Source organism: Shimia sediminis, assembly GCF_003990645.1.
GTDB lineage: Bacteria > Pseudomonadota > Alphaproteobacteria > Rhodobacterales > Rhodobacteraceae > Shimia > Shimia sediminis.
This window is the reverse complement of the sequence record NZ_RYZK01000080.1, coordinates 1-699: the sequence shown is the minus strand read 5'-3', so window position 1 is coordinate 699 and position 699 is coordinate 1. Positions and strand designations below refer to the sequence as shown.

Annotated in this window: 1 protein-coding gene; it reads left to right on the top strand. The window is 45.5% G+C overall.

Annotation, left to right across the window (positions count from 1 at the left end; all coding sequences use genetic code 11):
- Positions 1 to 690: cytochrome P450 (locus EK369_RS22945; protein ID WP_206198163.1), on the top strand; the 690-nt coding region annotated here is incomplete at its 5' end.
- Positions 691 to 699: the final 9 nt, after the last annotated feature.

The following is a 699-nucleotide window of genomic DNA, read 5'->3' as shown; positions in this document are numbered from 1 at the left end:
TTGGACTTGATGATTGAAGCATCCCAAAATGGAGTCGTCATTACTGACAAGGAGATTAAGGAACAGGTGGACACCATTATGTTTGAAGGACACGACACGACAGCTGCTGGAAGCAGTTTCTTCCTCTCGATGATGGGAATTCATCAGGACATTCAAGACAAAGTCATCCAAGAACTCGACGAGATCTTTGGAGACTCAGACCGTCCAGCAACCTTTGCTGACACTTTGGAGATGAAGTACTTGGAAAGATGCTTGATGGAAACATTAAGAATGTATCCACCAGTACCAATTATTGCCCGTCAATTACAACAAGATTTACCATTAGTTTCTGGGGACTATAAGATTCCTGCTGGAGCTACTGTTGTTGTGGGCACTTTCAAGCTCCACCGCAGGGCCGACATTTACCCAAATCCTGACAAATTCGATCCTGACAATTTCCTTCCGGAACGTACCGCCAACAGACACTACTATGCATTCGTACCATTCAGTGCAGGACCCAGAAGTTGCGTGGGACGTAAATACGCCATGTTGAAGTTGAAGATTCTGCTCTCGACCATCTTGAGGAACTTCAGAATCCAGTCGGACATCGGAGAGAAGGACTTCCAGTTACAGGGTGATATTATTCTTAAACGTGCGGAAGGGTTCAAGATCCGATTGGAACCGAGGAAGCCAATGGTCAAAGCGCATTAGATTGATTCC